Here is a 23,032-nt window from a genome sequence, read left to right as displayed (position 1 = left end):
ACCGGCACCCCGCACCTCGCACCCGCCCGCCCCGAAAGGCCCTCCGATGCCCAGCGATCTCGATCCGGGATCCACCATCTTCTTCACCCTCACCATCGACGGTGAGAGCCTCGGCGCGTTCAACGGCTGCGAGGGGCTGGCGTCGACGGTGGAGGTCGAGCAGTACCAGGAGGGCGGCAACAACGGGTTCGTGTGGCAGCTGCCGACCCGGGTCACCTTCTCCACCATCCGGCTGACCCGCCCGCTCACCCCGGACACCTCGAAGGTCGCCGCCTGGATCTCGTCCGTGACGACCGGCGTCACCCGCCCCACCGCCCAGATCTCGGCGCTGCGCGCCGACGGTTCGGAGGTGGCGCGCTGGGGGCTGATCGACGTGCTGCCGGTGAGCTGGCAGGGGCCCTCGCTGGACCCGGCGAACCCGGGCGTGGCCACGGAGGTCCTGGAGATCGCCCACCACGGCTTCACGGACTGACCACGACGGCCCACACCCCCACCCCGCACGCACGACACACGCACCCCAGCACCGAGGACGGAGACGAAGGACCATGGCAGGCAAGGGAGGCAAGGGCTCCACGGGTGGCGCGGGCAAGAGCCTGGTGCGCGCCACGCTCGCCATCCACGAGCCCCCCATCGGCGACAGCACCACACCGGGCGGTCTGATCAGGACCTTCGACTTCGACTTCAACCCGGGGCAGCTGACCCTCACCCGGCGCGCCCAGTGGAAGAGCACCCCGTCCGCCGCCCTGCGCGACGGCCCGCTGCCCGAGTTCATGGGCGCCGAGGGGCGGAGCCTGTCGATGGAGATCTTCCTCGACTCCTCCGGCGACCCGGGCGACAGCAGCGTGCTGAAGAAGGTCGAGGCGCTGTTCTCCTGCTGCGAGGTGACCGCCAAGAGCATCGCGGCGGACCAGCCGTCCACGCCGTGGGTGGTGTTCGAATGGGGGTCGTTCTCGACGGCGCGGTTCACCGCGTACATCGGCAGCGTCGGGGCGACGTACACGCTGTTCGGCACCACGGGAGTCCCTGTCAGGGCGACCTGCCAGGTGGAGCTGAACGAGATCCCGAGCCAGACCAAGGGCCAGAACCCGACGTCGGGCGCGCTCACCGCGCGCCGCGTGCACCGGGTCGTGGCGGGCGACACCCTGCAGTCGCTGGCCTGGCGGGAGTACGGGGAGGCCTCGGCCTGGCGGGCGATCGCCGAGGCCAACGACATCGACGACCCGTCCCGGCTGCCCAACGGCACCGAACTGATCCTTCCGGCGGCCGGGGAGGTCGCGCACTGATGGTCAAGCCCTCCTTCTCCAACATCGTCGACGTCACCTTCGACGGGAAGCCGGTCCCGCCCTACTTCGCCCCGCTGCTGGTCGGCGGCTGGGTGGACCTGGGCGCGGGTGTGCCGGGCGCCTTCCGGGTGACGTTCCGCGACGCGCACGGGCTGGTGCTCGGCAAACTCGGCATCACGTTCGGCACCGAGGTGGTGATCTCCCCCGTCGCCCACGGCAAGGGCGCCGGCGACCCGCTGCTGACCGGCGAGGTCACCGGCATGGAGACCGACTACGACGGCACCGGCACCTTCACCGTGATCCGCGGCTACGACCGCGGGCACCGCATGATGCGCCGCCGCCGGGTCGCCGCCTACCGCAACCAGACGGCGTCCGACATCGCCCGCACCCTGGCCGCCCAGGACAACGTCACCGTCGGCACCGTGCAGGGCACGAAGACGGTCTACGAGTTCGTCAGCCAGGCCAACGTCACCGACTGGGACTTCCTGTCCCGGCTCGCCGACGAGAACGACATGGTGATGTCCCTCGACGCCAAGGGACGCTTCCAGTTCGTCAGCCCCGACCCCGCCTCCGGCGCCCCGCCCACCAGCACCCCGGGCGAGAAGAGCCCGTACGTCCTCCAGGCCGGAACCGACGTGCTGCGCTGCCGGGCCGCGGTGACCGCCGCCGACCAGTACGGGCGGGTCGAGGCGCGCGGCTGGGACGTCGTCGCGAAGAAGGAGCTGACCGCGACCGCGCCCACCGCCACCCACCCCGGCATCGACATCGGCACCACCCCGCAGAAGGCCGCCTCCGCCTTCGGCACCGTCACCCTGGTGGAGACGGAGAAGCCGTACGACCGGCAGAACGAGGTGAAGTACGCCGCCGACTCCCTCGCCGACGACGTCACCTCGTCCTTCGCCGAGCTGGAGGTCGTCGTGCGCGGCAACCCCAAGCTGCGCCCCGGCGTGCCCGTCACCCTCACCGACGTCGGCGCCCCCTTCGAGGGCAAGTACACGGTGACGTCCGCCCGGCACGTGTTCGGCGACGGCAAGCACTACGAGACCTGGATCACCGTCAGCGGCCGCCAGTGGCGCTCCCTGTTCGGACTCACCTCCGGCGGCGGCGGAAGCGGCGCAGCGGCCGCCGCGCCCCGGCTGCCCGGCGTCGCCAACGCCCTGGTCACCGACGTGCAGGACCCGCTGAAGCAGGGCAGGGTCAAGCTGCGCTTCCCGTGGCTGGACGACACCTACGTCTCCGACTGGACCCGCACCGTGCAGCTCGGCGGCAAGCGCGGCGGGGGCATCTTCCCGCTCGACGTGGGCGACGAGGTGCTGGTGGCGTTCGACCGGGGCGCCCTCGACCACCCGTTCGTCGTCGGCGGGCTCTACAACGGCGTGGACAAGCCGTCCCCGGTGCGGGACGTGCCGCTGCACGACGGCGTGAAGCGGCGGGCGATCCGGCACACCCTGTCCGACCGCGACGCCAACCGCGTGGACCTGCTCAGCCAGACCACCGGCGCCCGCAAGCAGGGCGTCCGCGTCGCGTCCGGCGACGACAAGCTGGTCATCAACCTGGACCGCACCAAGACGGAGATCACCGTCGACAGCGAGGGCACCGTCGTCATCAAGGGCGGACGCTCCGTCTCCGTCGAGGCGGGCACCGACCTCACCCTGAACGGCAAACGCTCGGTGACCATCAGAAGCGGCGGCCCGCTCACCCTCCAGGGCCGCGGCGCGGTCAGCCTCAGCTCGTCCGTCGGCGCGGTGAACGTCGACGCCAAGGGCGCCCTCTCCCTCAAGGCGATGGGCCTGGCCACGCTCACCGCGATGGGCAGCGTGCAGATCAACGCGGCGGCCGCCGTGGGCATCCGGGCCGCCACCGTACCGATCATGGGCCTGCTCACCGCCAACGGAAAGCCGGTGATCTGATGGCCGAGCAGTTCGTCGGGTCCGGCTGGGCGTTCCCCCTGCGCATCGGGCCCACCGGGGGCATCGCCCTGGTCAGCGGCGAGAAGGAGATCGAGGAGGCCATCCGGCTCATCCTGGCCACCGCGCCCGGTGAGCGGCCGATGCGCCCGGAGTTCGGCTGCGCCATCCACGAGATGGTCTTCGCCCCCGTCAACGAGGCCACCGCCGGCCGCATCCAGCACGAGGTGTACACGAGCCTCGACCGCTGGGAACCGCGCATCGAGGTCGAGGAGGTGCAGGTCACCGCGGGACCCGGCGAAGGCGTGCTGCACATCGACGTCCGCTACTCCGTGCGCGGCACCAACAACCCGCGCAGCCTCGTCTTCCCGTTCTACGTCATCCCCTCCCACGACGAGCCCGGCACGAGCGGCACGGCCGGTGCGGGCGAGTGGGGCCCCCACCCCGAAAGCGACCGCTGATGGCCCTTCCCTCCCCCAACCTCGACGACCGCCGCTTCCAGCAGTTCGTCGACGACGCCAAGCGCTACATCCAGCAGCGCGCCCCGGAGTGGACCGACCACAACGTCTCCGACCCCGGAGTGACCCTGATCGAGGCGGTCGCGCACATGGCCGACCAGATCGTCTACCGCCTCAACCGGGTGCCCGAGAAGAACCACCTGGCCTTCCTGGACCTCGTCGGCATCACCCTGTTCCCGCCCACCGCGGCCCGGACCGACGTCACCTTCTGGCTGTCCGCGCCGCAGGACGAGCCGGTGGTGCTGCCCGAGGGCACCGAGGTGGCCACCACCCGCACCGAGCGCGAGGAGGCCGTGGTCTTCGCCACCGAACGCGAACTCACCGTCGTCCCCACGTCACTCGGCCGGCTGGCCGTGCAGCACCAGGGGGAGCCGGCCGCCGACCGCACCGACGACCTCACCGAGGGCAAGGACGTCCTCTGCTTCGACGAGTCGCCCCGGCCCGGCGACTGCATGCTGTTCGGGCTGAGCGCCGCCGTCCCGCACTGCGCCGTCGCCCTGGAGCTCGACAGCCGCGTCGACGGCGTCGGCGTCGACCCGCGCCAGCCCCCGCTGGTGTGGGAGGCGTGGACCGAGGACGGCTGGACCGAGTGCGAGGTCGACCGGGACGTCACCGGCGGCCTCAACCGGCCCGGCGAGGTCGTCCTGCACGTCCCAGGCGGCCACGTACTGTCCCGCAACGGCGGCCACGAGGGCGGCTGGCTGCGCTGCCGGGTCACCGAACCCCTCCCCGGCCAGCCCTTCTACACCACCTCCCCGTCCGTGCGGGCCGCCGAGGTCTACACCCTCGGCGGCACCACCTCCGCCGTGCACGCCGAGACGGTGCACGACGAGGCGCTCGGCGAGTCCACCGGCCTGCCCGGGCAGCGGCTGCGCCTGGCCCACGCGCCCGTCGTCGGCGACACCCCGCCCGTGCTGCTGCAGACCGCCGAGCACGACGGCTGGACCGACTGGGACGTCGTCCCGCACTTCGCCGCCTCCCGCCCGCACGACCGGCACATCACCCTGGACGCCACCACCGGCGAGATCGCCTTCGGGCCCGCGGTCCGCGAACCCGACGGCGGCCTGCGCCAGTTCGGCGCCGTCCCCCCGAAGGGCGCCGTCATCCGCGCCCGCCGCTACCGCACCGGCGGCGGCAGGGCGGGCAACGTCGCCCGCGGCGCCGTCCGCGTCCTGCGCCGCTCCGTGCCGTACGTCTCCGAGGTCGTCAACCGTGAGGCCGCGCGCGGCGGCGTCGACGGCGAGACCGTCGAGGAGGCGAAGCGCCGGGCGCCCATCACCCTGCGCGCCCAGGAACGCGCGGTCACCCTGCGCGACTACGAGGAGCTCGCCCGCCGCGCCGCCCCCGACACCGCCCGCATCACCTGCCTGGAGGGCGAGGAGAGCGAGCACGGCGCCTACGCGGTGCGGGTCCTGGTCGTCCCGCAGGCCGTGCCGGACCCGGGCGGCCGGCTGCGCTTCGAACAGCTCGTGCCCGGCGACGCGCTGCTCACCCGCATCACCCGCTACCTCGACGAACGCCGGCTGATCGGCACACGTCTGGCCGTCGGCCCGCCGTTCTACCAGGGCGTCACCGTCGTCGCGACCGTGCACGCCTTCCGCGGCACCGACACCGACCGGGTCCGCCGCCAGGCCCACGACGCCCTCTACCGGCACCTCGACCCGCTCACCGGCGGCGCCGACGGCACCGGCTGGCCGTTCGGCCGGCCCGTCCAGGCCGGCGAGATCTTCGCCGTGCTGCAGCGCGTGCCCGGCGTCGAACTCGTCGACCAGGTGCTGCTGCACCCCGCCGACCCGATCACCGGCAAGCGCGGCGAGGCCACCGACCGGATCGACCTGTCCGCCCCGTCCCTGGTGTTCTCCTTCGACCACCGGGTCCGCGTGATCGGGGACGGCGCATGAGGGGCTCCGTCGACGGGCTGGGCTCCTCCGCGCCGATCGGCGCGATGCTGCCCGCGATCTTCGCCGACGACGACCTGGCGCAGCGCTTCGTCGCCGGGCTCGACGAGGTGCTCGCGCCGTTCCTGGTCGTCCTCGACAACCTGGACTCCTACTTCGACCCGGCGCTCACCCCCATCGACTTCACCCGCTGGCTGGCCGACTGGGTCGGCGCCGAGACCGACGGCATCGAGACCGACGACAGCCCGGCCGGCGCCCCCTCGGTGGAGCGGCGGCTGCGGGCCGCCGTGGCCGCCGCGGCCCGGCTGCACCGGGTGCGCGGCACCCGGCTCGGCCTGTCCGAGGCGGTGCGCCTGGTCTTCGGCGTGACCCCGCGGATCACGGAGAGCGGCGCCGCCGACTGGCACGCCCGCCCCCTCGGCCCGGTCCCCGGCGACCGCCGCCCGCACCTGCACGTCTCGCTCACGCTGCCGGGCCCGACCCCCGCCGACACGCACCGGCTGGACACCCTGGTCGCCGCCGCACGCCCCGCCCACATGCCCTACACGGTCGAGGTCATCGCCGCGACCGCCGCCGAAAGGACCACCGACAGATGACCAGCCCGTCCTCCGGCCCCGGCCGGACCGCCTCCAGCTGCGCCGAGTGCGGCACCCCGGCGGAACCCGGCCAGTCGTTCTGCGACTCCTGCGGCGCGGTCCTCGGCTGGGCCGGCGAGGGCCGCCCGGGCCGCACCGAGCCGGCCGCGCGGACCGCGGCGGCCGGTGCGGCTCCGGAGGACTCCGCCGCCCCGGGCGGCTCCGCGCCGGCGGCCACCGCCTCCCGCACGTCCGCCCCGGCCACGGCCCGGGCGGACGACTCCCCCTCCGCCACCACCGCCCCGGAGGACGACACCGAGCCCCTCCCCCACGTCCCGGCCACCGCCGACCCGCAGCACGGCGTTGGGGACGCCGACGACGGCCCGCAGCGCCCGCAGCGCCCGCACCACAGTGGCGGGAACGCCGACGACGGCCCGCAGCGCCCGCACCACAGCGCCGGCACCTCCGACGAAGGTCCCGACGACGACAGCGGCCCGGGCCCCGACGCCGAGGCCGCCGAGCGCGCCCGGTCCCTCCTCGTCCCGGTCGCCGACGCGGAGCCGCACGCCCCGGAGGACCCCGCCGTCGCACCGGTCCTGCCCGGACGCACCGCGGTCCGGCGCCCCCAGGTCCGCGCCGTGGGCCCGCAGGCCGACGCGGAGGGCGGCGTCCCGTGCCCCTGGTGCTCCACCCTCAACCGCCCCGAGCGCCACTTCTGCTCCCGCTGCGCCATGTCGATGACGCGCGGCGACGACGCCCCGGCCCGGCTGCCCTGGTGGCGCCGGATGTTCGCCGACCGCGGCGCCGCGTCGGCCTGGGCGGGTGAACGCCCCCGCCTGCGCCGGGGATTCGGGCGCGTCTGGAACTGGGTCGTCGGCGCCGTCGTCGTCGGACTGGTCATCGCCCTGGTCATGAACCTGGGCACGATGATCCAGGCCACCCGCGACCACTTCGCCAAGCGGGCCCCGATCGGCCCGTCCGGCGTCAAGGCGTCCCGCTCCTACACCGGGCACGACGCGGGCCTCGCCTTCGACAAGCTCAACAACACGTGGTGGGGTCCCGGCATCGAGCAGTCCGCGGAAGGCGAGTGGCTGGAGGTCACCTTCGACCAGCCGACCCGCCTGCTGGACCTCGTGATCACCCCGGGCACCTCCACCCGTGCGGACCAGCTCTCGGAGTCGGCGCTGCCGCGCCGGATCGACACGCTCGTCACCCTCGCCGACGGCAAGAAGATCACCCGCACCCTCACCCTCGACCAGGGTGCGGGCGGCCAGCGCCGGAAGTTCCGGGTGGGCGAGGTGACGGCCGTGCGCTTCGTCCTGCGCTCGGCCTACAACGCCGGTCCCGGCAAGCAGGTGGCGATCGCCGAGATCGAGTTCTTCGGCCCGTCGAACAACAACAGCTGACGCCCGCCGGGCCCGCCTCGGGGTGGCTCCCGGGGCGGCCCTGAGGTGACCCCCGGGGCGGCCCCGAGGGGACCCCGGAGTGCGCCCCTTAAGGGATGTCACAGCTCGGCAGCAATGCCCCACCCCGTGGCCGGGGCCCGGCACACGGCCGCCCGGGACCAGGTAGCTTCAAGGACGTGGCTGGATTCAGGATGGGACGCGGACGGAACAACAACGGTGCGCCACACGCGCGACCGCAACACCCCCCGCACGGGCAGCAGACACCGCCGGGGCCGGCGTACGGCTACCCGCAGGCCCCGCAGCCGCCCGCCTACGGGCAGGGCGGGAGCGGCGGCAGCCCCTGGCCGCAGCCGCACCCCGGCCCCGGCGGCCCGGGCGGCTACGGCGGGCAGGGCGGTCACGGGGGCCACGGCGAGCCGGAGTACTTCGGCGACGGCGGCTACCCGCCCGGCGTCCCGCACGACCCGTACGCGGCCAACAACCCCGGCCACACGCAGGCGTTCTCGATCGACGACCCCTACAGCCAGGGTGAGACGTACCACGCGGGCGCGGCGCCGGCCGGGCCGGTCGGGCCCCGGCTGCACTGGAAGGCCCTGCTGAAGGGCATCGTCCTGTCCCCGCAGCAGACGTTCCTGCAGATGCGCGACTACACGATGTGGGGCCCCGCCCTCGTCGTCACCTTCCTCTACGGCCTGCTCGCCGTCTTCGGCTTCGACGGCGCCCGCGAGGACGCCATCAACGCGACGCTGTCCAACGCGATCCCGATCGTGCTGACGACGGCCGTGGCGATGGTGATCAGCGCGTTCGTCCTCGGTGTGGTCACCCACACGCTGGCCCGCCAGCTCGGCGGCAACGGCGCCTGGCAGCCCACGGTCGGCCTGTCGATGCTGATCATGTCCCTCACGGACGCCCCGCGCCTGGTCTTCGCCATGTTCGCGGGCGGTGACGCCATGTTCGTCCAGGTCCTCGGCTGGGCCACGTGGGTCGCGGGCGGCGCCCTGCTCACGATGATGGTCGGCCGCTCCCACGACCTGCCCTGGCCGAAGGCCCTGGGCGCGTCGTCGATCCAGCTGATCGCCCTGCTGTCGATCGTGAAGCTCGGCACGTTCTAGTCCGGCCCGGTCGGGCCCCGGGGTGCACGTCACGCCCGGGGCCCACCCCTGCCGCGCCGTGATCCTTTCCTGTTACTGTCGCCCCTGCTCGCGCAGGACGAGTGGCGACATCGTGATACGCCCCCCTGCGCGGCGCCCTGGGGAGGGACTTCACACGTGAATCGTCCGCTGGACAAGCGGGCCGTGCGCCGTCGGCGTGCGCTCGGCCGTACAGCTCTCACCGTCGCGCTCGCCGTGACCGCCGGCATCGGCGCCGCCACGGGGACGGCCACCGCCGCCGACACGACCACGGCGTCCACCGAACCCGTCGTCATCAGCCCCGGCGCCCGCTTCGTGCCCCGCGCCACCCTCGTCCTCAACACCGGCGAGACCGGCTTCCTCACCGCGCAGGAGGGCGACGACCGCCTGCGCTGGATCGACTACGCCACCGGCACGACGACCGTCCTCGACCACCGGCTGCCCAAGCCACTCGCCTACGACGTCGACGACTTCCGCTTCGACCGGTACCCCGGCGACTTCGGCCACGGCTCCGACACCGTCGCCCTCTACGCGGCGTCCCCGTCCCCGCACGTGACGCTCCAGCAGCGGGCGGGCGACGGACCGACGGTCACGGTCCCGATCCCGGAGGACCAGTCGTACGTCGCCACCTACGGCGACACCGTCATCACCCGCACCGGCGCCGAGGACGCCGAAACGAGCCTGCACCTGCTGCGCACGGAGAACGGCCAGGTGCGGGACCAGAAGCTGGAGGGCCTGCCGGAAGGCTGGAACCTCACCATCAGCACCGGCGACTCCCGGTCCGTGGCCGTCCGCGCGATCAAGTGGGACGACACCACGATGCACCAGGGGTGGTGGGTCGTCGACCTCGCCACCGGCACGGTGAAGACACTCTCCCCCCACGGCGAGAGCGTCGCCTTCGACCAGGACACCGTCTTCCACCTCGGCGCCCCGCAGCCCTACGCCGCCCAGGTGTACCGCCGCGACGACCTGGACGCGGAGCCGACCACCCTCGACCTGCGGGACGTCGGCGCGTACAACGACACGATCCTGCCCTTCGCCGGCGGCTTCGCCACCGTGACCCCGCCCAACCCCGGCGACAACGAGTACCGCGGCAACCACCTCGCCCTGGAGGACACCGAGGGCAACTGGAAGTCCCTGCTGACCGTCGCCTCCCCCTCGGTGCACCGCACGCCCGACGGCTCGCTGCTGGTGGCCGGCGCCGAGAAGGACACCGACTACGGCCCGCTCGACTGGGGGTACCACCTCCTCACGCCCGCCGCCGACGGCACCGTCACCCGCAGGCGCGTCGCGGACATCGAGGACCGGGAGGCCGAACCGTTCGGCATCTCGCTGGGCAGCGGCATCCTCACCACGGCCGACGACTCCAAGCTCTTCATGCCGCACACCTACGTCGGCGCCTACCGCAGCACCTGGCTGAAGACCTCCGGCCGCCCCGAGGAGCTGAACTCGACCGTCGACGGCCTCGTCGGCGGCGGCGACAGCGACTGCGGCAACAGCGAGAACGGCTACTGCGTGACCATGTTCGCCTCCGGCGACGGGCACCACGGCCGTGAGGCCGGTACCGAGCAGGACGTCACCATGCTCCACCGCAACGGCGACTCCGCCCGGGGCCCGCGGGTGACCTCCGGGCTCGGCGGCCCCGAACTCGTCGACCTGTCCGGCCGGTACGGCGTGGTGAATCAGGCCTGGGGCGGCTCGCAGGCCGTCCTGCGCTTCGAGGACGGCGACACCGGAAGCGTCCTGGAGAAGCGGGAGATCGTCGCGTCGGCCGTCTGGGGCAACCAACTGTGGAGCGCCACCAGCAGCTGGGACGACCCCGGTCAGAACCTCCCGACCACGGTGACGGCGAAGAACCTGTCGACGGGCGCCGCGGGCGAGACCTTCGACGCCGGGTGCGTCCCCCGGGAACTGCAGGCCGTGGGGCGCTGGGTGTACTGGCAGTGCGACGACTCCTGGCCCAACTACCGGGGCGGCGGCGTCTACGACCGGCAGGCCAAGCGCTCCCTGAAGGTCGGCACCGACAAGGCGCTCCTCGGGGACGGCTACCTGGTCCGCCAGTCGGACACGACCGGCCTCACCCTCGTCGACCTGCACGAGGGCCTCCAGGCCGGTGCCACCGAGGCGGACCTGCCCCAGCGCGTCATCGTCACCGCGGCGGAACTGGGCGACCGGACCGTGCCCCGGGCCGGATGGACCGTGGACCGCTTCGGCGGACACGTCGCCTACGCGGGCGCGGACCGCCGGGTGCGGATCGTCCCCTCGGGCGTCCCGGCCTCCCGCATCGCCCTCATCGACGCGGAGACGTCGTCGTCCGCCCTGGACATCAAGGCCGGGAAGACCTGGACGTCGCGCTGGTGGCTGTCGAAGCCCGCCGCCTCCTGGACGCTGACCTGGAAGAACAAGGCGAGCGGCAAGGCCGTGCGCACCCTGTCCGGCGGCGAGGCCCGCGGCCTCCTGTCGGCCTCCTGGGACGGCAAGGACGCGGCCGGCCGGTACGTCCCGAACGGCGCCTACACCTGGGCCCTGACCGCGAAGCCCGCCGACGGCGCCGGCGCCGACCTGTCGGTCTCCGGGACCGTGCCGGTCACCGGAGGCGCCGCCGTGTGGCGGGACATGGCGGGCGACGACGGCTTCGGCGACCTGCTGACGACGGACTCCGCCGGGGTCGTGTGGATGTACCGGGGTACCGGGACCGGCGGGGTGAACTCCCGCACCGCCGGGACCGCCGGGGCGTTTCCCGCCGGCGCGGTGTTCGTGCCTGTCGGGGACGTGGACAGCGACCGGTGCGCCGACGTGCTGGTCCGGTTGGGCAACGAGCTGCGGGCCTACCGCCCCGGCTGCGGCAAGGTCGTCGGCGCCTCGTCGCCGTACACGGTGATCGGCCAGGGGTGGGGGCAGTACGACCAGCTGACGTCACCCGGCGACCTCAACGGCGACGGCCACACCGACCTGATCGCCCGCCAGACCACGACCGGCGACATCTACTTCTACGCGGGCACGGCGGACCATCACCTCAAGACCCGGGTGCGGATCCAGGCGAACTGGAAACTGTACAAGTGGATCACCGGCGCCGGTGACCTGAACGGCGACGGGCGCGGCGACCTGCTGGGCCAGGACTCCGCCGGTGTCCTGTGGCGGTACTACGGCACCGCCGCCGGCAGCGTGACCAAGCGGGAGCGGGTCGGCAGCGGCTGGAACGCCTACTCCGCCCTCGTCGGCACCGGCGACCTCTCCGGTGACGGCCGCACCGACCTGCTGGCCCGCGACACCGCCGGGAAGCTGTGGCGGTACGCGTCCACGGGAACCGGCACGTACAGCAGCCGGGTGCTGGTCGGCTCGGGCGGCTGGAACTCGTTCAAGGGCCTGTACTGAGCCGATCGCGGAAAGACGGGGGCGGCCCCGGCGTGGACTTCCCGCCGGGTGCCGTCCCCGTTCTGACGGACGTGGTGGTGTGAGGCGCCCTGGGGGGAGCCCCTCTCTTGGGACTACTCCCGTGGATGGCGGCATTCCGGCGGCGGATTACGGGTGTTGACGATGACGGCGTCGAGCCGCTCGCGGGCCTCGGACAGCTCCGCGATCCGCTCGCTGATCCGCACCCGTTCGTTCTCCAGATGCTCCACGAGCCCCGGCGGGACCGAGCCGGAGTACACGCTCGGCAGCACCTCGCGCACGGAGCGGCTGGCCAGCCCGGCGGCGAACAGCTGCCGGATCAGGCCGACCCGATCGACGGCGGAGCTGGGGTAGTGCCGCTGGCCTCCGGGGCCGCGCTCGGCGGGCAGCAGCCCCTGCTCCTCGTAGTAGCGGAGCGCCCGGACACTCACCCCGGCCCTCCGCGCCACCTCACCGATCCGCATACGCGTCCTCCGACTGCCGTCGTTCGTACGACGTGCCACTTGCATCTGACGCCGACGTCAGGTCCTAGCGTCGCGGGTGTCGAAGTCATTCCGGCTTCTCCGGCCCAGGAGGCAGATCAGCATGCGCGCAGCCCGCTACCACGAGTACGGCGACACGACGGTGCTCACCGTCCAGGAGGCTCCCGACCCGGCACCGGGCCCCGGCGAGATCCGGATCCGGGTCGCCGCGGCGAGCGTCAACCCGGTCGACTGGAAGGTGCGCAGCGGCGCCGTGCGTGACGTCCTCCCCGTGGACCTGCCGGCGATCCCCGGCCGCGACGCCGTGGGCGTGGTGGACCGGATCGGCGCCGGAGTGGAGGGCGTGAGCATCGGCGACCGCGTCTTCGGGCTCGGCGGGGTGACGGGCGCGACGGCTGAGCTGGCGGTGCTGTCCGCCTGGGCACCGGCGCCCGCGGCGTGGAGCGACGAGGAGGCGGCCGGGGCGGCCCTGGCCGCGGTGACGGCGCTCAGCGGACTGAAGACGCTCGGCCCGCTGTCCGGCCGTACGCTCCTGATCGAGGGCGCCGCCGGAGGAGTGGGCAGCGCGGCGGTCGAGATCGCGGCGGCCCAAGGCGCCACCGTGATCGGCACGGCCGGCGAGCACAACCACGCGTTCCTCACCGCCCTGGGGGCCGTGCCGACGACGTACGGCACGGGCCTCGCCGAGCGTCTGGCCGTCCTGGCACCGAACGGGATCGACCTGGTCCTCGACGCGGCCGGCTCCGGCTCGCTGGACGCACTCGTGGAGATCACCGGCGACCCGGCGCGGGTGGTCACGGTCACCGATCACCGCAACGCGGAGCGTCTGGGCGTGCGGGTGGCCAACGCGGTGAACGACTCGGCCTGGCTCGCCGAAGCGGCCGACCTCGGCGAACGGGGTCGCTACACACCGCGCGTCGAGCGGACGTACCCGCTGGAAGAGATCGCGAAGGCGCACGCCCACTCGGAGGGCGGGCACGTGCGCGGAAAGATCGTGGTGCTGCTGTGACCGGTGCTGCCTTAGAGGGCTTCCCGGTTCACGGCGGGGGCCTCACCGGAGGGCGTGACGGGCGCCTGGACGCTCCACGGGAAGTTGATCCACTCGTCGGTTCGCTTCCACACGTACTCGCACTTCACCAGCGACTGCGCCTTCTCGTAGATGACGGCGCTGCGCACCTCGGCGACGGCGTCGAGGCAGAAGTCGCGGACCAGCTTGAGGGTCTTGCCGGTGTCGGCGACGTCGTCGGCGATCAGCACCTTCTTGTCGGTGAAGTCGATCGCGTTGGGGACGGGCGCGAGCATGACGGGCATCTCGAGCGTGGTGCCGACCCCGGTGTAGAACTCCACGTTGACCAGGTGGATGTTCTTGCAGTCGAGCGCGTAGGCGAGGCCGCCGGCGACGAACACACCGCCGCGGGCGATACTGAGCACCACGTCCGGCTGGTAACCGTCGTCGGCGATGGTCTGGGCGAGCTCGCGGACGGCGACGCCGAACTGCTCGTAGCTGAGGTTCTCGCGCATGCCGCTCACACCTGCGTCCGGTGGAAGTTGAGGAAGGACCGCGAGGCCGTGGGCCCGCGCTGCCCCTGGTAGCGGGAGCCGTACCGCTCACTGCCGTACGGGTGCTCGGCGGGCGAGCTGAGCCGGAACATGCAGAGCTGGCCGATCTTCATGCCGGGCCAGAGCTTGATGGGGAGCGTGGCGAGGTTACTCAGCTCCAGGGTGACGTGCCCGGAGAAGCCGGGGTCGATGAAACCGGCCGTCGAGTGGGTGACCAAACCGAGCCGCCCGAGCGAGCTCTTGCCCTCCAGCCGGGACGCCAGGTCCACCGGCAGGGAGATCACCTCGTAGGTGCTGGCCAGCACGAACTCACCGGGGTGCAGGATGAACGGCTCGTCCCCGTCCGGCTCCACGAGCCGGGTCAGGTCCGCCTGCTCGACCGACGGGTCGATGTGCGGGTAGCGGTGGTTCTCGAACACCCGGAAGTAGCGGTCGAGACGTACGTCGATGCTGGACGGCTGCACCATGGATTCGTCGTAGGGATCGATCCGCACCCGCCCGGCGTCGATCTCGGCCCGGATGTCCTTGTCAGAGAGAAGCACGCCCCGAGAATACGCAAGGCGCGCGCGGCGGCCGAATCCGGCCGCCCCGCGCGCCCACGCCCTCTGTCTGCGACTTTCCGCTGCCGCTCCTGCTTCGGCTGCCTGCCGGCCGCCGCTTCCGGCTGCCTCTCCCGGTTACCGCTTCTGCAAGGTCACCGGCACGACGCTGCGAAGCCGCGCACAGCGCGGACACCGCAGCAGCCGGCCGGGGCCGAGGCGCTCGGCCTGCTGCATCGGGAACGAGGTGGCGGTGAACACGTGCCCATCGGCACAGCGGACGACGGTGCGCTCCATCAAGTCCAAGAGTCCCTTCCCCAAGAGCCGCGTCTGGCTTGCTGCCCTGACGACAAAAGCCACGTTACGGGATGAAAGGAACGGCCCTCCAGGCGGCACCCCGGACGCACGCCACGGCCTCACGGTACGCCCCGCCGTGTGCCCGCCGCAGCCGCTTCCACACCCTGAAACACGGCCAGGCCCCCGGGTCTTGGACACCGGGGGCCTGCCATGAGGTAGAGTGAGCGAGCGTCCGGATCACTCCCGATGGGGAGCATCTGGATCTTGCGCGGGTGTAGTTTAATGGTAGAACATCAGCTTCCCAAGCTGAGAGCGCGAGTTCGATTCTCGTCACCCGCTCCATGCGAAACCCCCAGGTCATCGGCCCGGGGGTTTCTTGTTGTCCAGACCGGCGAGCGGCTGCCGCACCACAACCGCACCATTAGCCCGCCGACGGCTCCTCCCTGTGGTGCGCACGGTCGCCGGTGTGGTGCTTCGCACGCTCGGCGCGTACGAGATCGTCGAGCCCGGCGGCGACCTCCCGCTGCCGGTCCTCGTCGGAGTGCTGATAGATCAGCGCCGCCTTCTCGGAGGACTGTCCGGCGCGCACCATCGTGTCCCGGAGAGTGGCGCCCGAACGGGTCGACAGGGTGTGCCCGGTGTGGCGAAGGTCGTAGAAGCGGAAGCCGTCCGGGAGACCAGCGACCTCGCGAGCCCGCCGCCACTTCCGCCCGAAGGTCGTACGCCGGAAGGCCGCGCCCTTCTCCCCCACGAAGACCAACCCGTCCGGGCCCTTCTCGGCGAACCAGTCGAGGTGCCGCTTCACCTCCTTCCGGAGGAAGGGCGGGAGGACGACCACGCGAGCCCCCGCGTCGGACTTGGTCGGCCCGGGGGCCCGCTTGCCGTTGGTCCGCTCCGGCTCGGCGACCCGCACGCGGATCACGAGGTTGTCGACGTCGACATCCCGACGGCGGAGGCCTGCCAGCTCCTCCGGCCGCATCGGACCGTAGGCGCCGAGGTAGACCATGAGCCGCCAGCGGATGCCGATCGCGTCGGCGAGCGCGTCGACCTGGGCAACGGTGGCGATGCGCCGTTCCGCCGCCGACTCCTTGCCCGCCCCCTTGATCCGGCACGGGTTGCGAGTGATCAGGTCGTCGTCGACGGCCGTCTCGAAGATGCCCTTGAGGAGGCGGTACGCCTTGGCAACGGTGGTCTTGGCCTTGGTGGCGCGGAGCCGTTCGGCGCGCCACTCACGTACCCGCGGAGCCGTGATCTCGTCCAGGTCGAGCCCGCCGAACGCCGGGAGGATGTACAGGCGCAGCAGGTGCCGGTACAGGTCCTCGGTCCGAACAGCCAACTCCCGCTCCTCGACCCACTTCTCGGCGTAGACACCGAAGTTGACGGCCCCGGCATCAGGAGCGCGCCAGTCCCCGCGGCTGAGGTCCGCCTCGACCTGGGAGAGCCAGATCTCGCCGTCCTTCTTGGTCTCGAAGGTCTCGTCCGCACGGATGCGCTCACCGTCGGGCCCGAGGTACGAAGCCGTCCACCGGCCGGACCGGTACTGCCGCACCGCACCGAAGCGCCGGCGTCTGCCCTTCTTGTTGGCCATCAGGCAGCCCTCCGCAGTCCGGCGCGACGGAGCCTCACCGGTTCCACGGTGTGGGCGGCGAGGTAGTCGCGAACGGCGCTCTCGGGGATGCGGACGTGCCGACCGACCTTCACGTACCGGATGCGCCGCTCCTCGATGAGCCGCCGCGCGAAACGGACGCCCGTGCCGAGGCGTTCGGCGACCTGGTCCACGGTGAGGAGTCGCTCCATGGTCACCACTCCCCCTCGGCCCCGGCTTGGTCGCGTAGTGCTTCGCGGGCGGTTTCACGGTTGAGCCGGATGTCCCGGGCGATGGTGGCGGCGAGGGCGGATTCACCGGGGGTGTGGCCGTGTCCGGCGTACTGCCAGTCCGCCAGGACGAGGACCGTCTCCGGCTCGCGGTCGTCCAGGCCGAGGGCTCCGGCGTCCTGTGCGGCGCGGTAGTCGGCGCGTGCCTGGCGGAGTGCGCCGAGGGTGGTGGAGTAGCGGCGGGACTTCGAGGAGAAGTGGCCGCGGAAGCCGAGCATGTGAGCCCAGGCCCACAGCCGCCGGTCCGGATACAGCGGGTCGAGGTCGCGGCAGGCGATGATGAGGCGGCGGGTGTGGTCGGGGACGCCGTGGCGGTCGAGCTCGGGGATCTCCCCGATACGGCGGTCGAGGGTGCCGGTGCTCTCCGCGGCCTTGGTGGAGTACTTAGCGACGTACGAGGCGACGGCCTGTTCGGTGATGTCGGAGCCGTCCCCGAACGCCTTCACCGGCCGGACGTCGAGCTGTGTGCCCCAGCGGAACAACCGGGTCGGCTGGTCCCCAGCGGCCGGCACCGAGACCGACGTGTAGGAGTGCGCCGCAGCCGCACCGATCGCATCGGCGAGAACACCGACCGTGGCCCACGCGGGCGGCGGTGTTCTAGGACCCTCCGGCCCGTCCAGCCGGATCACCGCATGGAAGTGCAGGGCACCCCGCTTCTGGAACTCGGCGACCTTGCCGTACGAGAGGCGGACGTGATCGGCGAGTTCCCGGCGGGGAAGGCCACCGCGAGCGGCGAGTTCGCGGCGGAGCCGAGTGGTGAAGCGCTGCCAGAGCTGCCCGGCGTGGTTGTTGAAGAGGACGGCGCCTGCGTAGTCGTACGTCGTCGGGTCGAGGGCGGTGCCCAGCTCGGGGGCGTCGGGGGCGTGGCGGGTGCCGCATCGGCAGACGCCGTGATCGGGCCGGTTGTGGACCGGGCCGAACGAGGGCGCGGTGAGAGTGGCGAAGACCCGAGGGTGATCCCGGACGGTGGCGGGAATGTCGCGGCGGTCGTCACCGGCGAGGCCGGCGCGGATGAGGTGATAGGTGTCGCCCGCGTAGGTCCAGGCGCAGGCCGGGCAACGGGAAGCGCGGCGGTTGCCGCAGGCGAGGCGGAGGCGTCCGCCGGGTTCATCAGCGGTGGTGTAGTGGTGCAGGGTCTCGCCGGTGGTCTTGTCCTTGTGGAGGGTCCAGCCGGTGAGGTGGACGGGGTCGGAGCAGCCGCCGGTACGGCGGATCTGGTCTTCCCATCGGGTGTAGTCGTCGGCCGAGGCCACCCGCAGCAAATCGCCGAGGACGACCGGGTCGAGCAGAGGCTCAGGCGCGAGTGAGGCGCGATGCGCCATGCTGGGTGCTTCCTTCCGGTTGAGAGATCGAACAGGGACGGCTCCCGGGCGGCGGATGCTTGGCGGTATCGAGGCCGCCCGGGGGCCGGTCAGCGACGCTTCGCGTCAGCGTTGACGAGCGAGCGGATCACCAGGGCGCAGACAGCGACCGAGGCGCCCGTGATGGCGACCGCGAGGAGCATGGAGACCAGGACGGCGCCGACGACCAGGACGACGGCGGTGCTGCCGCCGACCAGGGCGAGCGCGGTGCCGGGGGTGAGCTGGACCGTGGGCCGGGACGGGGCCGGGACGATGGCCGGCGGGGCGGGGGTACCAGGGGTGATCGTGGTCGGCTCGAAGACGGCGGGCGGGGTGACCGTGCCGGTGGGCTGGGGCATGGTCGGGAGCTTGGGCCGGAACATCAGCGGATCTCCTTACTTCACGGCGGAGTCGATGAGCGGGGCGAACACGCTGTCGGCGAGAAGGAAGCCACCGAGGAGCAGCACGGCGATCAGCCACCAGGGCGGGCGGACGAGCTTGACGCCGAGCCAGCCGACGACGATCAGGGCGAACCAGAGCGGGACGTCCATGACGGTGGCCTCCTAGCGGACGCGGCAGCGGTGAGTGCGGGCGGCGAGCTGGGCGGCGGAGCGCGTGGAGTAGTCGGCGGACCAGCCGCAGCCGTCCGAGCCGCACACAGCGGCGTGCTTAGTGGTGCCGTTGCGGTCGCGGTGGGTGCCGATCTGCACGGGGCCGATCCGCATGACGGAGTGGAAGAAGTCGCGGGCGGGCATGTCAGTCGGTCTCCGTTCAGGTCAGGTGAGTTGGGCGGCGATTGCGTCGGCCAGGTGCGGCGGTACGCCGAGGCGGGCGCGCAGGGTGTCGGCGTCGATACGTGCACCGGTCCGTTGTTCGTGGTCGGCGGCGACCTTGCGGGCGTGGTCGACCAGCGCGGCCGGGACGGCAACGGCCGGCGGCGCAGGAGCGGGGTGGACCGGCGGGAGGGACGGAGCACCGTCGGCGGAGTCGACCGGGGCCGGTTCCGGCTCGACGGCGGGGGCCGGTGCGGGCTCCACCTCGACCACGGCATCCGGGGCCGGCGAAGCCGAGGTGTGCCCCGCGGACGAGTGGGCGAGGAGAGTGCCGCCCATGAAGGCGAGGGCGGGCCAGGCGGCGACGAGGATGCGCAACCAGGCCGGTACGTCGTCCAGGTCGAGGAGTCCGGCGGTGGCGACGTTCGCACCGAGCGAGGCGACCAGGGCGGTGAGGAACCAGCACCAGGCCAGCCGGGACGGCCCGTCCGTACGCAGTCGACGCCAGGCGGCGACGAGGAGCAGGTCTACGGAGACCGGATAGGCCCAAGCCTTCCAGCCGTCCTGTCCAGCAGCGGCGGCGAGGTCGTGAAGGTGGGCGAAGGACAGTGCCCCGGCGATGACGGCCTGAACAAGCACGGCGTCCACGCGGAGGGCAGAGCAGGTCATGACGGCTCCTCCTGTGATCAGGCATGGCGGGGATAGGGACCCGGCGCGGAGGGCGGTCGCGCCAACCGTGGGGGCGGGGGTCAGGCGGTGGCGGGGGCTGCCTTGGACAGCGGCACACGGGCGGAGGGCAGCGCAGCGACCGAGGGCCGGAACGCGGCCAGGGCCGGGAGTTCCGGGGTGCGCTCGGCGTGCTTGTTGCAGGTGTTCACGGCGTGCCGTAGCGAGGTGCGCGGGGCGCGGATGCGGTGCCAACCGCCGGTGGAGTCCCCGGCGATGGCGAGCCCGCGCGTCTCGGCGGGAATCTGGATCGCGGCGAGGACCGCGTCCGGGGCGATGTCGCCGAAGGCCATGTTCGCCGAGGTTTCGTCGTTGACGCGGTGTGCGGTACGGCCGGTGAGCTGGGCGCGGAGCATGGTGATGGCCTTGCCGAGTTCGGAGCCGAAGCGCTGCCCGCAGATCTCCAGGTAGATGCCGGCCGCGCGGCCGAGCTGGGCGAGGCGGACCAGGGCGGTGATGATCCGGTCCCGGCGCTTCTCCTCTTCCTTGCTGGCGAAGAGGGCGAGTTCGGCGACCTCGTCGACCAGGACCACGACCGGCACCGGCCGTAGGTCTTCGGGCAGGTCCCAGATGTCGGCGGCGATCTCCGCATCCGGCACGGCGACGCTGACACGCTGCTCAGCCCGGATGAGCTGATACACGTCCCCCATGTGGGAGACCAACGCCTCCAGCAGCTCCAACGCGGTATCGGGATTGTCGGCGAGCGCGGAGAACCGGCGTGCCAACGGGAACAGCTCCACTCCTTGCTTGCAGTCGATGCCGACCAGAGCGACGTGCTGCGGGGCGAGCCCGGCGACGAGGTTGCGCTGATAGACCGACTTGCCGGACTCCGTCGCGCCGAGGGTCAGCCCGTGTGGCACGGCGCGGTAGTCGCGGTAGTGGACCGAACCGTCCTCCCGCAGCGCCACCGGAACTCGCATCGGGCGAGCGTCGATCTTGGCAGGCATCTGCACCCGCTTGAGTACGTCGTAGCCGGTCATCCGGATCTCGACGACGCCCGAGCGCAGCTCACGAGAGGTGACGCCGTACATCCCGAAGGAGTGGCGCAACCGGTCCGAAGCGGCAGCGACGTCGAACGCGTCCTGTCCGGGGCGGAGTTTGAGCCGCAGGACCAGTCCCGTACGGGTGGGCCGCAGCCGCAGGATGCGCGGTGCGCGGGACTCCGGAGCTGGGCGGTTGGTCATCCGGGCCAGCGTCAGACGCCAGCGCGAGGGCGGGACCGTCAGGCCGCAGGCGTCCATGACCGATCCGTACCGGACCAGGACCCGCAGGACGGCGAGGGTGACCCCGAAGGTCAGCCAGTACCAGGCGGGGCGCCGCCACCGCAGGAGACCCGCAGCGGCGACGACCACCAGCAGTAAGACCGTGGGCCACGTCATGGCTCAGGCCGCCTTCGAGGCCGAGTCGACGTCGACCAGCGAGGTGACGGCGACCGCGCGGAAGGCGATCCCGTGCCGCTTCTGGCCGTTGAACTCGTTCTCCCACGGCCGGGCGACCAGGCCGGTGAGCACGACCGGAGTCCCCATGGCCAGCTCACCGGAGAAACCGGTCTCCGGAACGGTGATGGAAAGGATCTCCACCTCGTCGTTCGCCGCGAACATCACGTCGACCGTCATCAGCTTGACGCCGGTCTCCATGTCGGTGGCGATCTCCCCGGTACGGCGGTCACGAACCTTGGGCTGCGGGGCCTTGGCGACCATCACGGTGGCACCGGACGTCTCCACGGGAATCTGACGCACAGCAGATCACTCCTCTATAGATGCTGAACTCCGCCACTCATGTATATGAGTGATGGGAAGAAGAGTGCCTGACTCCTGTACATGAGTCAACCCGCCGCGGCTACGAAGTCACGACGGGTTGCGAGGAGTTGAGCGGGCGTCAGTCGGCAGCAGGAATCCGGTACTCGAAAACGAACTGGTCAGCGGCCATGAGCGTGTCACAGACCTCGACCACGAGACCGGCCGTCGTACGAGCCTCACGGATCAGGTGAACCACCGGCGCACCGGGGCTGAGCGCCAGCTCGGACGCCTCCACCTTCGAAGCTGGCCGCGCTTGCAGCGTCTCGACGAACTCGGCGAACTCATGCCCGTGGTCCTCGAGTCGGGCGTAGATGCCACCGCCGCCGGGGTTCTCGGCGAACAGTTCCGGGATCTCCTTGACGACATCCCACGGGAGGTACGAGGAGGCGGTCTCGACCGGGGTGCCGTTGCGGAAGTAGAGACGCCGGCGCGCGAGCACCTGAGTACCGACGGGAACACCGAGCCGTCGGGCGGCATCCTCGGGAGCCTCCATCGGCCCGATATAGAGGACGCTCACCTTCGCCGTGGCGCCGGACTGCGCCGACTCCGCGAGATACGCAGCCTTCCCACCCTGCCGAAGGGACCGCCGGAACCGATCCGACGACCGATGCCGCACCGGCGGCCGGTCCTTCACGATCGAGCCCTTGCCGTGCCGAGTCTCGACGAGCCCGCTCGCCCGCACCTCGACCATCGCCTTACGGATCGTGCCGCCGGACACGCCGTAGCGCTCCACCAGCTCCGATTCACTCGGCACCATGTCGCCGGGCTTGAGCACACCGGCCCGGATCTGCCGCACGATCTCATCGGCGATCTGCACGTACCGAGGCCCCGACCTGCCCCCCTCTACCGCAGTTCCCATAGCCGCTCTCCGCCTCCTATGCTCCTGTACATGAGTCAATCACAGGAAGCAACGCCCTCACCCCTGCACTCCGTATCCGTGGCCGGAGTCGTGGTGCGCGAGGACGGCCGCCTCCTGGCGATCCGCCGAGCCGACAACGGCACCTGGGAGCTCCCCGGCGGAGTGCTCGAACTCAACGAGACCCCGGAGGCCGGCGTAGCCCGCGAGGTCCTGGAGGAGACCGGCATCCACGTCGAGGTGGACGAACTCACCGGCGTCTACAAGAACACGACCCGAGGCATCGTGGCACTGGTCTTCCGCTGCAAGCCCTCCGGCGGCACCGAACGCACCTCTGACGAGTCGACAGCCGTCTCATGGCTCACCCCCGACGAGGTCAGCGAGCGCATGGCCGAGGTCTACGCGGTCAGGCTCTTGGACGCCTTGGACGGCAACGGCCCCCACGTACGAAGCCACGACGGCAAGCAACTCATCCCAGCGGGGTAAGACTTTCCCTACATTCATCAAGGCGGCTCGCTTCGCTCCCCGCGCGCGGCCCGGCCCCCGGCCGGGCCTGCGCTCCTGTCTCCGCCCCGCTCCAGCCCGGCCGGCGCCCGTGCCGCGCTCTACAGCGATCAGCCACTTGAAGTCAGAGAAGGGGTACGTCGTGGCTGGGGCGGTCGGCTCCACGGCTTT

General features: G+C 72.1%; 25 protein-coding genes and 1 tRNA gene. 12 read left to right on the top strand and 14 right to left on the bottom strand.

Annotation, left to right across the window (positions count from 1 at the left end):
- Nucleotides 1–46: 46 nt before the first annotated feature.
- The 9 genes from B100_RS0121285 to B100_RS0121245 all read left to right on the top strand — a co-directional run bounded on the left by B100_RS0121285 (nt 47) and on the right by B100_RS0121245 (nt 12,092).
- Nucleotides 47–472 carry a phage tail protein gene (locus B100_RS0121285; RefSeq protein WP_024886434.1) on the top strand — a complete coding sequence of 142 codons (426 nt, stop codon included), beginning with the start codon at nt 47–49 and terminating at the stop codon, nt 470–472.
- A gap of 73 nt (nt 473–545) precedes the next feature.
- Complete coding sequence (locus B100_RS0121280; protein ID WP_024886433.1) at nt 546–1,283, top strand: LysM peptidoglycan-binding domain-containing protein; 738 nt, start codon at nt 546–548, stop codon at nt 1,281–1,283.
- The gene (locus B100_RS0121275; protein ID WP_024886432.1) at nt 1,283–3,193 is read left to right on the top strand and encodes a VgrG-related protein; all 1,911 of its coding nucleotides are present in this window, start codon (nt 1,283–1,285) and stop codon (nt 3,191–3,193) included. Before B100_RS0121280 ends, B100_RS0121275 begins: the two co-directional genes overlap by 1 nt.
- Nucleotides 3,193–3,651, top strand: coding sequence for a GPW/gp25 family protein (locus B100_RS0121270; protein WP_024886431.1), 459 nt, complete (start codon nt 3,193–3,195; stop codon nt 3,649–3,651). Before B100_RS0121275 ends, B100_RS0121270 begins: the two co-directional genes overlap by 1 nt.
- A complete protein-coding gene (locus B100_RS0121265; protein ID WP_024886430.1) occupies nt 3,651–5,609 on the top strand; it encodes a putative baseplate assembly protein in 1,959 nt (652 codons plus the stop codon). Before B100_RS0121270 ends, B100_RS0121265 begins: the two co-directional genes overlap by 1 nt.
- On the top strand, nt 5,606–6,202 hold the full coding sequence (locus B100_RS0121260; protein ID WP_024886429.1) for a phage tail protein: 597 nt from the start codon (nt 5,606–5,608) through the stop codon (nt 6,200–6,202). The genes B100_RS0121265 and B100_RS0121260 overlap by 4 nt, the downstream gene beginning before the upstream one ends.
- Nucleotides 6,199–7,587: an NADase-type glycan-binding domain-containing protein gene (locus tag B100_RS0121255; RefSeq protein WP_024886428.1), complete on the top strand. Its 1,389-nt coding sequence runs from the start codon at nt 6,199–6,201 to the stop codon at nt 7,585–7,587. Before B100_RS0121260 ends, B100_RS0121255 begins: the two co-directional genes overlap by 4 nt.
- 95 nt (nt 7,588–7,682) lie before the next feature.
- Complete coding sequence (locus tag B100_RS0121250; RefSeq protein WP_064751479.1) at nt 7,683–8,699, top strand: YIP1 family protein; 1,017 nt, start codon at nt 7,683–7,685, stop codon at nt 8,697–8,699.
- A 156-nt stretch (nt 8,700–8,855) separates the two neighbouring features.
- Nucleotides 8,856–12,092 carry an FG-GAP-like repeat-containing protein gene (locus B100_RS0121245; RefSeq protein WP_024886426.1) on the top strand — a complete coding sequence of 1,079 codons (3,237 nt, stop codon included), beginning with the start codon at nt 8,856–8,858 and terminating at the stop codon, nt 12,090–12,092.
- Between the two features lie 113 nt (nt 12,093–12,205).
- Here B100_RS0121245 and B100_RS0121240 read toward each other — a convergent pair whose 3' ends face one another.
- The gene (locus B100_RS0121240) at nt 12,206–12,574 is read right to left on the bottom strand and encodes a MerR family transcriptional regulator (protein WP_024886425.1); all 369 of its coding nucleotides are present in this window, start codon (nt 12,572–12,574) and stop codon (nt 12,206–12,208) included.
- A gap of 121 nt (nt 12,575–12,695) precedes the next feature.
- Between B100_RS0121240 and B100_RS0121235 the strand changes: the two genes are divergently transcribed.
- Nucleotides 12,696–13,601 carry an NADP-dependent oxidoreductase gene (locus B100_RS0121235; protein WP_024886424.1) on the top strand — a complete coding sequence of 302 codons (906 nt, stop codon included), beginning with the start codon at nt 12,696–12,698 and terminating at the stop codon, nt 13,599–13,601.
- A gap of 11 nt (nt 13,602–13,612) precedes the next feature.
- Here the strand turns inward: B100_RS0121235 and B100_RS0121230 are convergent, their stop codons facing one another.
- The 3 genes from B100_RS0121230 to B100_RS37265 all read right to left on the bottom strand — a co-directional run bounded on the left by B100_RS0121230 (nt 13,613) and on the right by B100_RS37265 (nt 14,988).
- Nucleotides 13,613–14,122, bottom strand: a complete 510-nt coding sequence (locus tag B100_RS0121230) for a phosphoribosyltransferase (protein ID WP_024886423.1) — start codon at nt 14,120–14,122, stop codon at nt 13,613–13,615.
- Nucleotides 14,119–14,694 carry a dCTP deaminase gene (gene dcd, locus B100_RS0121225; protein ID WP_024886422.1) on the bottom strand — a complete coding sequence of 192 codons (576 nt, stop codon included), beginning with the start codon at nt 14,692–14,694 and terminating at the stop codon, nt 14,119–14,121. Before dcd ends, B100_RS0121230 begins: the two co-directional genes overlap by 4 nt.
- A 135-nt stretch (nt 14,695–14,829) precedes the next feature.
- On the bottom strand, nt 14,830–14,988 hold the full coding sequence (locus B100_RS37265) for a hypothetical protein (RefSeq protein ID WP_167534416.1): 159 nt from the start codon (nt 14,986–14,988) through the stop codon (nt 14,830–14,832).
- A gap of 268 nt (nt 14,989–15,256) precedes the next feature.
- On the opposite strand from B100_RS37265, the gene B100_RS0121215 reads away from it, so the two are divergent.
- Nucleotides 15,257–15,330: transfer RNA gene (locus tag B100_RS0121215), tRNA-Gly, on the top strand.
- A gap of 79 nt (nt 15,331–15,409) precedes the next feature.
- On the opposite strand, the gene B100_RS0121210 is transcribed toward B100_RS0121215, so the two are convergent.
- The 10 genes from B100_RS0121210 to B100_RS0121165 form a co-directional block, all read right to left on the bottom strand.
- Nucleotides 15,410–16,576, bottom strand: a complete 1,167-nt coding sequence (locus tag B100_RS0121210) for a tyrosine-type recombinase/integrase (protein ID WP_024886421.1) — start codon at nt 16,574–16,576, stop codon at nt 15,410–15,412.
- A complete protein-coding gene (locus tag B100_RS0121205; RefSeq protein WP_037723170.1) occupies nt 16,576–16,785 on the bottom strand; it encodes an excisionase family DNA-binding protein in 210 nt (69 codons plus the stop codon). The genes B100_RS0121210 and B100_RS0121205 overlap by 1 nt, the downstream gene beginning before the upstream one ends.
- 2 nt (nt 16,786–16,787) lie before the next feature.
- On the bottom strand, nt 16,788–18,185 hold the full coding sequence (gene repSA, locus B100_RS0121200; RefSeq protein ID WP_024886419.1) for a replication initiator protein RepSA: 1,398 nt from the start codon (nt 18,183–18,185) through the stop codon (nt 16,788–16,790).
- An 89-nt stretch (nt 18,186–18,274) separates the two neighbouring features.
- Nucleotides 18,275–18,586, bottom strand: a complete 312-nt coding sequence (locus B100_RS0121195; RefSeq protein WP_024886418.1) for a hypothetical protein — start codon at nt 18,584–18,586, stop codon at nt 18,275–18,277.
- Nucleotides 18,587–18,598: 12 nt separating this feature from the next.
- Nucleotides 18,599–18,754 carry a hypothetical protein gene (locus B100_RS36545; protein WP_106967052.1) on the bottom strand — a complete coding sequence of 52 codons (156 nt, stop codon included), beginning with the start codon at nt 18,752–18,754 and terminating at the stop codon, nt 18,599–18,601.
- Between the two features lie 12 nt (nt 18,755–18,766).
- Nucleotides 18,767–18,958 (bottom strand): mobile element transfer protein, encoded by a 192-nt coding sequence (locus B100_RS0121185; RefSeq protein WP_024886417.1) that lies wholly within the window; start codon nt 18,956–18,958, stop codon nt 18,767–18,769.
- 21 nt (nt 18,959–18,979) lie between these two features.
- Nucleotides 18,980–19,645, bottom strand: coding sequence for a DUF2637 domain-containing protein (locus B100_RS0121180; protein ID WP_024886416.1), 666 nt, complete (start codon nt 19,643–19,645; stop codon nt 18,980–18,982).
- Nucleotides 19,646–19,725: 80 nt separating this feature from the next.
- Complete coding sequence (locus B100_RS0121175; protein WP_024886415.1) at nt 19,726–21,081, bottom strand: FtsK/SpoIIIE domain-containing protein; 1,356 nt, start codon at nt 21,079–21,081, stop codon at nt 19,726–19,728.
- Between the two features lie 3 nt (nt 21,082–21,084).
- Nucleotides 21,085–21,441 carry an SCO3933 family regulatory protein gene (locus B100_RS0121170; protein ID WP_024886414.1) on the bottom strand — a complete coding sequence of 119 codons (357 nt, stop codon included), beginning with the start codon at nt 21,439–21,441 and terminating at the stop codon, nt 21,085–21,087.
- A 139-nt stretch (nt 21,442–21,580) separates the two neighbouring features.
- Nucleotides 21,581–22,360 carry a GntR family transcriptional regulator gene (locus B100_RS0121165; protein WP_024886413.1) on the bottom strand — a complete coding sequence of 260 codons (780 nt, stop codon included), beginning with the start codon at nt 22,358–22,360 and terminating at the stop codon, nt 21,581–21,583.
- 18 nt (nt 22,361–22,378) lie between these two features.
- Here B100_RS0121165 and B100_RS0121160 point away from each other — a divergent pair, with 18 nt between their 5' ends.
- The gene (locus B100_RS0121160; protein ID WP_024886412.1) at nt 22,379–22,843 is read left to right on the top strand and encodes an NUDIX hydrolase; all 465 of its coding nucleotides are present in this window, start codon (nt 22,379–22,381) and stop codon (nt 22,841–22,843) included.
- The last annotated feature ends 189 nt before the right edge of the window (nt 22,844–23,032 follow it).

Source organism: Streptomyces sp. CNH189 (genome assembly GCF_000527195.1).
This window is presented reverse-complemented; position numbering and strand designations above follow the sequence as displayed.

Excerpts from the sequence above, each read along its gene's own strand:
- B100_RS0121285 (WP_024886434.1), top strand. The coding sequence starts at position 47 with ATGCCCAGCGATCTCGATCCGGGATCCACCATCTTCTTCACCCTCACC.
- B100_RS0121280 (WP_024886433.1), top strand. The coding sequence starts at position 546 with ATGGCAGGCAAGGGAGGCAAGGGCTCCACGGGTGGCGCGGGCAAGAGC.
- B100_RS0121275 (WP_024886432.1), top strand. The coding sequence starts at position 1,283 with ATGGTCAAGCCCTCCTTCTCCAACATCGTCGACGTCACCTTCGACGGG.
- B100_RS0121270 (WP_024886431.1), top strand. The coding sequence starts at position 3,193 with ATGGCCGAGCAGTTCGTCGGGTCCGGCTGGGCGTTCCCCCTGCGCATC.
- B100_RS0121265 (WP_024886430.1), top strand. The coding sequence starts at position 3,651 with ATGGCCCTTCCCTCCCCCAACCTCGACGACCGCCGCTTCCAGCAGTTC.
- B100_RS0121260 (WP_024886429.1), top strand. The coding sequence starts at position 5,606 with ATGAGGGGCTCCGTCGACGGGCTGGGCTCCTCCGCGCCGATCGGCGCG.
- B100_RS0121255 (WP_024886428.1), top strand. The coding sequence starts at position 6,199 with ATGACCAGCCCGTCCTCCGGCCCCGGCCGGACCGCCTCCAGCTGCGCC.
- B100_RS0121250 (WP_064751479.1), top strand. The coding sequence starts at position 7,683 with ATGTCACAGCTCGGCAGCAATGCCCCACCCCGTGGCCGGGGCCCGGCA.
- B100_RS0121240 (WP_024886425.1), bottom strand. The coding sequence starts at position 12,574 with ATGCGGATCGGTGAGGTGGCGCGGAGGGCCGGGGTGAGTGTCCGGGCG.
- B100_RS0121235 (WP_024886424.1), top strand. The coding sequence starts at position 12,696 with ATGCGCGCAGCCCGCTACCACGAGTACGGCGACACGACGGTGCTCACC.
- B100_RS37265 (WP_167534416.1), bottom strand. The coding sequence starts at position 14,988 with ATGGAGCGCACCGTCGTCCGCTGTGCCGATGGGCACGTGTTCACCGCC.
- B100_RS0121210 (WP_024886421.1), bottom strand. The coding sequence starts at position 16,576 with ATGGCCAACAAGAAGGGCAGACGCCGGCGCTTCGGTGCGGTGCGGCAG.
- B100_RS0121205 (WP_037723170.1), bottom strand. The coding sequence starts at position 16,785 with ATGGAGCGACTCCTCACCGTGGACCAGGTCGCCGAACGCCTCGGCACG.
- repSA (WP_024886419.1), bottom strand. The coding sequence starts at position 18,185 with ATGGCGCATCGCGCCTCACTCGCGCCTGAGCCTCTGCTCGACCCGGTC.
- B100_RS0121195 (WP_024886418.1), bottom strand. The coding sequence starts at position 18,586 with ATGTTCCGGCCCAAGCTCCCGACCATGCCCCAGCCCACCGGCACGGTC.
- B100_RS36545 (WP_106967052.1), bottom strand. The coding sequence starts at position 18,754 with ATGGACGTCCCGCTCTGGTTCGCCCTGATCGTCGTCGGCTGGCTCGGC.
- B100_RS0121185 (WP_024886417.1), bottom strand. The coding sequence starts at position 18,958 with ATGCCCGCCCGCGACTTCTTCCACTCCGTCATGCGGATCGGCCCCGTG.
- B100_RS0121180 (WP_024886416.1), bottom strand. The coding sequence starts at position 19,645 with ATGACCTGCTCTGCCCTCCGCGTGGACGCCGTGCTTGTTCAGGCCGTC.
- B100_RS0121175 (WP_024886415.1), bottom strand. The coding sequence starts at position 21,081 with ATGACGTGGCCCACGGTCTTACTGCTGGTGGTCGTCGCCGCTGCGGGT.
- B100_RS0121165 (WP_024886413.1), bottom strand. The coding sequence starts at position 22,360 with ATGGGAACTGCGGTAGAGGGGGGCAGGTCGGGGCCTCGGTACGTGCAG.
- B100_RS0121160 (WP_024886412.1), top strand. The coding sequence starts at position 22,379 with ATGCTCCTGTACATGAGTCAATCACAGGAAGCAACGCCCTCACCCCTG.